At 43.0% G+C, this 7366-nt stretch carries 6 protein-coding genes; 4 read left to right on the forward strand and 2 right to left on the reverse strand.

Annotated features, from left to right (window positions below; genetic code table 11):
• Nucleotides 1-16 precede the first annotated feature (16 nt).
• Both FTT86_RS01735 and FTT86_RS01740 read right to left on the reverse strand, forming a co-directional pair.
• Nucleotides 17-1471, reverse strand: a complete 1455-nt coding sequence (locus tag FTT86_RS01735) for a CYTH and CHAD domain-containing protein (protein ID WP_085064265.1) — start codon at nucleotides 1469-1471, stop codon at nucleotides 17-19.
• Nucleotides 1472-1610: 139 nt separating this feature from the next.
• Complete coding sequence (locus tag FTT86_RS01740; RefSeq protein WP_180180417.1) at nucleotides 1611-3068, reverse strand: CYTH domain-containing protein; 1458 nt, start codon at nucleotides 3066-3068, stop codon at nucleotides 1611-1613.
• A 329-nt stretch (nucleotides 3069-3397) separates the two neighbouring features.
• On the opposite strand from FTT86_RS01740, the gene FTT86_RS01745 reads away from it, so the two are divergent.
• The 4 genes from FTT86_RS01745 (at nucleotide 3398) to FTT86_RS01760 (ending at nucleotide 7082) form a co-directional block, all read left to right on the forward strand.
• Entirely contained in the window at nucleotides 3398-3781 is a 384-nt protein-coding gene (locus FTT86_RS01745; RefSeq protein WP_044109647.1) for a DUF962 domain-containing protein, read from the forward strand.
• Nucleotides 3782-4561: 780 nt separating this feature from the next.
• Entirely contained in the window at nucleotides 4562-5182 is a 621-nt protein-coding gene (thiE, locus tag FTT86_RS01750) for a thiamine phosphate synthase (protein WP_180039121.1), read from the forward strand.
• A 38-nt stretch (nucleotides 5183-5220) separates the two neighbouring features.
• A complete protein-coding gene (gene hemL / locus FTT86_RS01755; protein WP_071852227.1) occupies nucleotides 5221-6522 on the forward strand; it encodes a glutamate-1-semialdehyde 2,1-aminomutase in 1302 nt (433 codons plus the stop codon).
• A gap of 143 nt (nucleotides 6523-6665) precedes the next feature.
• Nucleotides 6666-7082, forward strand: a complete 417-nt coding sequence (locus tag FTT86_RS01760) for a heme-binding protein (protein ID WP_004280003.1) — start codon at nucleotides 6666-6668, stop codon at nucleotides 7080-7082.
• Nucleotides 7083-7366 lie beyond the last annotated feature (284 nt).

The following is a 7366-nucleotide window of genomic DNA, read 5'->3' on the forward strand; positions in this document are numbered from 1 at the left end:
TTGACCAAGCCCGGTCTTACCAGAAGGGCTTGGTATTTTCTGCAAACTGCTGTAAACGCTCTGCTGCTTCGTTCGACAAACGCTGCTGTTCCGCACTTATCCAGCCTAGCACAAACCAGGCCTTGGCCTGTTGTTTGACATAAGGTCTAAATAATTCGTCTGCTACAAATAGGTCATTATAATGCCCGAGACTTTCCTGCAAGGGTTTTAAGGCTTTTAGATAGGCTTTAACCTCTTTTTCAGGAAATAAGCTTTGCAAGAATTCTACATTATAGCGTAAGCGTTTAACCCGTTTGCGTGTGCGATGTCGGGATTCAATATCCAGTTCTTGATAGTTCTCGGCATCCTGACAGATTTGCTGGTGCAGCTTGCTCAGGCCTTTACACAAAATTTTATGCGAAGACTTGGCTTTACCCTCTGTATTTTCTTGGCTAAAGCTGAATAGTTGCAGCATTAATTCTACTGTGGCAGGACTTCTGAACAGTGTACTGATATCTGGTTGTTTTTGTCGGTGTGGTGGTAATTTCAGTAAGGGTGAACCTGCTTTTTCTAGTTGTGGAATCAGGCTTTCTGCCAAGGCATCGCGATCTCGGGTAGAACCCAGTTGCTGGAAAATATCCCGCAGCTGTTCTGGCCATTCTGGCTGTACATGTTCAGTTACGGACTGGAAAATTTTAAAGGCACTGCGCAAACGTCGAATCGCAACACGTGCCTGATGCACATGATCACTATTATAATTTTCTGCAGCAATCGCCGTCGCATTTGGGAAAAGATGAGCCAGACAGTTGGTGACAATCTTTTGCAAAATCGTACTGATCTGATCTTTCTGTTCAAGCACTAAGGGAAGCTGATGCTGAACCGGCAGATTCTCTTCGCCATGTAATAAGGCATAACCGCGTTCCGATTTGCTCCGTGTATCTAGCCACAAAGCATAACGCTGAACCCAGGGCTGAATGAAATCAATCAATTCACTCAGCTGGCCGGATTTAAGCTCAAATTCGACTTCATAAATATCGATGGCTTGATCATTGTGTCGAATTTCTCCGACATCAAAGGCAATTTCAATCTTACTGTCCAGATGACTTTCTGTGAGTACATACCGTACGACATCTGTTTCAAATTGCAGAATAAGCGGTGTCTCCAGATCACCGAGCGCCTGTTTCAGGATTTTTTTGGCCGGTTTATGTTTGCGATATAACTGAAAATCACAATGTTCCGGAGGACTTTTTAATTCATGCTCAAGTTCAAAACGTTCAAATTGTTGTTCGGTCGCTGCTTTCAGGGTTTGAATCCATTGCTGGTCTTCCAGACGTTGCCGCAGGGCAATCTGATGTTGTTGTAATTGTTGCGCTTCAGTATCAAAGTAGCGTGCACACAGACGATGCCGAGTCGGCTGAAGTTTCTGGATGTCCTGTTCAAATTGCACACGAGACTGTGGCGGAATCTGGAATTTGAGTTCTATTTCTGCCATCGGGTTATTCCTCCGTGATGTTGGTTTTACAGATTAATATAGCCCAAAGATCAGCAGGGGTGTGATGTGCTTCTGCAACAAAAAGCACGCCATAGAAGGCGTGCTTTAAGTATTTCTCGTGATATTTATTTCAATATGTTTATTTCAGGAATTTACGGCTGACCAGGAACTGTTCGGTCGCTTCAAGCAGTTTCTGCGCATAGACTTCCTGCTTGGCGGTCAGCCAGCCCAGCACAAACCAGTCACTTGCTTCCAGTTCGGTCTGCTGAATATAAACTGCAGAAGAGGCCAAGGTTTGATATTCACTGGCTGCCAGTTGTGCATCATTCAGCGCTTTGCTGTATTTCTGCAAATTTTTGACATCATAGATCGTGGTTAAAATCGGAAAGCTGAATTTGAGTTCCTGAATCCGGCTGGCCAATTGATCCAGACTTTCAAAATCGGTGATATCCGTCTGGTTCATTTGTTCCTGCAAGGCTTTATATTGCTGTTGCAAGGTGGTTTGTGCAGCAGTTTTCAGATCCAGAGAAGCATGATCATTATCATTTAAACTAAACATCAGCAATTCCAGATAATGATGCACATTCTGGGTGGATTTGACCAGATTACCGAGTTTCTCCTGCGCATACAGAATATCTTTGCTCAGGTTTTCTGCCGTGGTTGGATTTTGCAGGAAGCCGGCCAAGCTGTTTTGCATGTGTTGCAAATGTTGCAGATGTTCAAATTGCTGCTTAAAGGCCGCCAGTTGATGTGCCCATTTGTCCGAAAGCTGAGGATGCCAGTCTTTGAACAGCAGCAAGGTCAGATATAAGTGATCCAGTGCCAGTCGTGCCTGATCAATATGTTCCTGCTCTGCAACCTGTGCTGCAATCGCCGCGATATTCGGCAATAAATGCTGCATCTGCTGCGCAATCAGACTGCGCATGGTTTTACTGGCGCTGTCTTTTTTGCTGATCTGAAATTCTTTGCTAAGGGTCGCAGGGCTAACGCGCTGTGAAGTGGCCAATAAATTGCCTATTTCTGCTTTGCTGCGTACATCGAGCCAGAGCTGGTATTTCTTGACCCATTCAAAACTAAAGGCCAGCAGATGTTGAATTGAACCATTTTTTAGTTCGAACTCAACTTCATGTACTTCTTGCTCAGCATCCTGTGTGCGGATCTGTCCAATATCCAAGCTGACTTCGATCTGGGTATCTTCATAGTCAATTACCCTTAACGTACGGGAAATATCGGTTTCAAACTGGAGTTGTAGCTGGTCGAACTGATTGCCGAGCGCATTGCTGAGAATTATCCCGGCTTCTGGAAATTTTTTATAAATATCTAAATCCAGTTCAGGAGATGCGGTTAATTCCCCTAGATCATGATTATGTTCAAAGCGTTCGATATGACTTTTTCCGGCCGCTTTTAGGGTTTGAACCCAACGTGTACCTTCCAGACGCTGACGCAGTGCTACCCCATGCCGGGCCAGTTGACGGTCGACCGTATCATAATATTTGGCTTGAAGCTGGATCTGTTGAGACTTTTTCGGATCAAGTGCCTTGAGCAGCGCAGTGCGTCTTGCCGCAGGAATCTGGAACTTGAGTTCAACTTCAACCATGATGATCATCCTATCTGTTCAGTGCAATTAAGTACTGAATCTTCACTTGAATAAGGTTTTAAAATGAGGCGGACAGCAGCCGCAATTATATTTTTAGATTTGTGCGCAGCAGATTGTAACCAAAATCAAAATGCATGTAAGACTTGACTGAGCATAAAAAGCTTAAACAGAAGTTTGAAACTTAGATTTCATCGGTTCATTTTAGGCTAAAACGATCGGATTCAGGCGTTCACGGGGATGTGCAAGATGCATTGAAGCGCGCATCAAAAGGCTGTTATTTGGCTAAAATATACGCTAAGGTAAAACAAAAAACGTCAGGATGATGACAGATGAATGTACAAGTACAACCAGAAAGTAAGAATGAGGTGATGGTTCAGCCCCAGATGCCGATTAAGAACTATCATGAATTTTATCGCTTCTATTTGACTGAGCATCGGCATATTATTAGCCGCCGTCTGCACGTGGCCGGCAGTAGCATCGGTTTATACTGTTTTGCCAAAGCCATTCGTCAAGGCAAGCCGCGATATTTTGCATATGGTTTACTCTCGGGCTATGCCTGTGCCTGGGTCGGTCATTTTATCTTTGAGCGCAATAAACCAGCCAGCTTCAAACAGCCTGTATATAGCTTTATCTCGGACTGGCGCATGTTTGCCGATGTCCTGCGTGGTAATATCAGTCTGATCGACCTTAAATACGATAAAATTTCCCGTTAAGCCAGAATGACTTTTATCGGAATGTGCCCACTTAAAGCATGAAATTTCGATAAAAGCCTTGCAAGTCTAGAATTATTATTCTAATAATTATGGTATTGCAGATTAGGTTTTTTGATCAACCATTATATTTTAATTAATACATCAGTTTTCCAAGCCTGGAGCGACCTTCTCCGGGCTTTTTTTATGCCTGTTTGCTACCAATAAATGTTCAAGATTTTGCTCATGCTATTGTGTAAATATTCATAGAAGAATTCATGTGGATTTGTGCTGAAAGTAAAAGATCCTTTCTGGCTTTGAAACGTTTTCCCACAAACGAATGACTCAAAACCAGAAAGGATCGGGTATTACAAACACAGGTATTTATTTTTCTGTTTATTTTCTGTGTCTAAGGCTATTTAAGACGCTTCGCGCCGATTGGGCTATCCCTGAAAATGGGTATTTTTAATATTAATTAATTTGAGTACGCTTGAGCCAGGCGAAAAAAAGACAAAAAAATCGCTCTTAGAATTTTGCAACTTCTCCACCAAGTTATCTGCAAAATCCTAAAAGCGTTTGTCGGAGGGCGTAAGCATTAACACGTTATAATTATTGTTATAAGGCCATTAAAACGCAGATTTGAAAGTCCGTATATCCCTGAAAATGGTGATATTTGAGATTTAATTGACAAATTGCGCTAAAAAACTGCAAATCTGTTGCTGCCCAGTCTTAGAAACAGCAAGATGGCGGCAATTAAACCGAGTTATGCCTATAATAGAGCCATCCTAGCAAGTGGCGAGCAAGATGCGCGGTTTATATTTAATTACCAATGATGATCCATTAGAGCTTTTATTGGCGAAGTTGGAAGGTGCAATGGCCAATGGTGGTGTTGCGGTCTTGCAATATCGCCGTAAAAAAGTGGCGAAAGAAGATCAAATTTACGAAATCGAGTACATGAAAGCCATGTGTGCTGAATATGGCGTACCTTTCGTGATTAATGATGATCTTGAAATGGCGGTTAAATACGGCGTAGGTGTGCATTTGGGCCAGGATGATGGTTCTATTGTCGACGCTGTAGCGCGTTTGCCCAAAGGCGTGTTGATTGGCCGTAGTTGTAATAACTCACTTGAGCTGGCTGAACAGGCCATTGCTGATGGTGCAAATTATGTGGCATTCGGCGCAATCTATGCTACTGACAGCAAGCCAGAAGCCGGTAATATTGGTCTGGAAACCTTAAAACTGGCCAAAGAGAAATTAAATGTACCTTTATGTGCCATTGGCGGTTTAACGGTTGAAAATTCCAAGGATGTCATTGAGTCAGGTGCGGATTATTGCGCGGTGATTAGTGATATATTGGGACTCCCTATGAATGCCATTCCTGAACGTTTAGATGAATGGTCTGCGCTTTTTCAAGCTACAGCATAAAATTTTTTGATTGATTTAATTTTGAGTCGAGTGCCTTCATGAGCTTATCTCCAAAGCAAGAACAATTGTTCAAACAAGCCAATAAACATATCCCGGGTGGCGTCAACTCACCTGTACGTGCATTTAATAGTGTCGGTGGGACGCCGGTCTTTATCGAAAAAGCCCAAGGTGCGTATCTTTATGATGTCGATGGCAAACGTTATGTGGACTATGTGGGTTCATGGGGGCCGATGATTCTGGGTCATGCGCATCCTGCGATTATTAAAGCCGTTCAGGATGCCGCAGTAGACGGTTTGAGCTTTGGTGCGCCCACAGTTCATGAAACCACACTGGCAGACATTATCTGCGAGATCATGCCATCGATTGAGCTGGTTCGTATGACCAACTCAGGTACAGAAGCGACCATGACCGCGATTCGTTTAGCGCGTGGTTATACTGGCCGTGACAAGATTGTAAAATTTGAAGGCTGTTATCACGGTCATTCGGATTCATTATTGGTAAAAGCCGGTTCAGGTTTATTGACCAGTGGTGAAGGGGAAGCGACGTCGGCAGGCGTGCCAGCGGATTTTGCAAAACATACGCTGACACTTCCATATAACGACATCGCGACTTTAAAAGAATGCTTTGCCAAATTTGGTTCGGAAATTGCCGGCGTGATTGTTGAGCCAGTCGCAGGCAACATGAACTTGGTGAAACCAATTGACGGTTTCCTGCAAGCGATTCGTGATGTCTGTGATGAACATGGTTCAGTGTTTATCATTGATGAAGTAATGACTGGTTTCCGTGTCGGTTTGGGTGGTGCGCAAGCACATTATGGCGTTACTCCGGATTTAACCACTTTAGGTAAAATCATTGGTGCAGGTCTGCCAGTGGGCGCTTTTGGTGGTAAGCGTGAAGTGATGGAATGTATTGCACCACTGGGTAAGGTATACCAAGCAGGTACATTGTCGGGTAATCCACTGGCAATGCGTGCCGGTATCGAGATGTTCAAGCATTTACGTACCGAAGGTTTTTATGAAAAATTAACCGCACAACTCGAAAAATTGCTCGCCGGTTTACAAACTGCTGCTGATGAAGCAGGCATTTCATTCAAGACCCAACAAGTGGGCGGTATGTTTGGTCTTTACTTTACCGATCAGGAAGATATTACTAGCTTCGACTCTATGCTGAAATGCGATGTCGATGCGTTCCGTAAATTCTTCCATGGCATGTTAAATCGTGGCGTAAACCTTGCACCATCTGCTTTTGAAGCAGGATTTATTTCTGCTGCGCATAGTGATGAAGATATTGCTTACACGATTCAAGCGGCTAAAGAAACTTTTGCTGAGATGAAAGCGTAATACCTCTCCCAAACCCTCTCCTTAAAGGAGAGGGCTTTCATCTATCGAATAGAAATGAAAATTTAAAGACTTCCTCCAGTATTCTTGCGCTATATATGGCTCAGGCTTAGGGGGAATTACATTTAAAATTAGAGATCATTTTCATGCAAACCAAACATTATTTGACTTTAAGCGATGCGGAATTTTTATTAGATCAAGCCCATCAATATGCCATTCAGAACAGTTTTAATGTCAGTATTGCAGTCGTAGATGAAACGGGTAATTTGCTTGCGATGAAGCGTATGGATGGTGCAGCACCGATGACTGCAAATCTGGCCGTCGAAAAGGCTAAATGTTCAGCTATGAGTCGCCATCCCTCCAAACTGTTTGAGGATATTATCAAAGGCGGACAGATGGGTTTTCTGACCATGGAAACTTTCTCAGGAATGTTGGAAGGTGGTGAACCGATTCTGTATCAAGGCCAGCTCGTCGGTGCGATGGGTGTGTCGGGTGTGAAGTCGTTTGAAGATGCGGAGATTGCACAGGTAGCCATTGAGAAATTTTTGGCTAAGCAAAGCTAATCCAAAATAGAAATTGATCAGCTTAATTTAATAAAATCATTCAAAGTTGTACCAAAATGAAGCGTGGAACGTGAAATATCAACTAAAAAGCCCAATCGCTAATGAGTGGGCTTGTCTATATACAATAAAGTTATAATTTAAAAAGGAAATCAAAAGATGTTATTCACCAATTAAAATGTCTATGCGATAAACCATTTAAAATGTCCTGTTTTTAACCACAAGAGTCAAGCACAGGATTTAACTTTCTTTGTTCAATAACAGCTTTCTGAGCTTTACGACTCGGC

It is taken from the genome of Acinetobacter sp. YH01021 (assembly GCF_013420255.1).
Taxonomy (GTDB): domain Bacteria; phylum Pseudomonadota; class Gammaproteobacteria; order Pseudomonadales; family Moraxellaceae; genus Acinetobacter.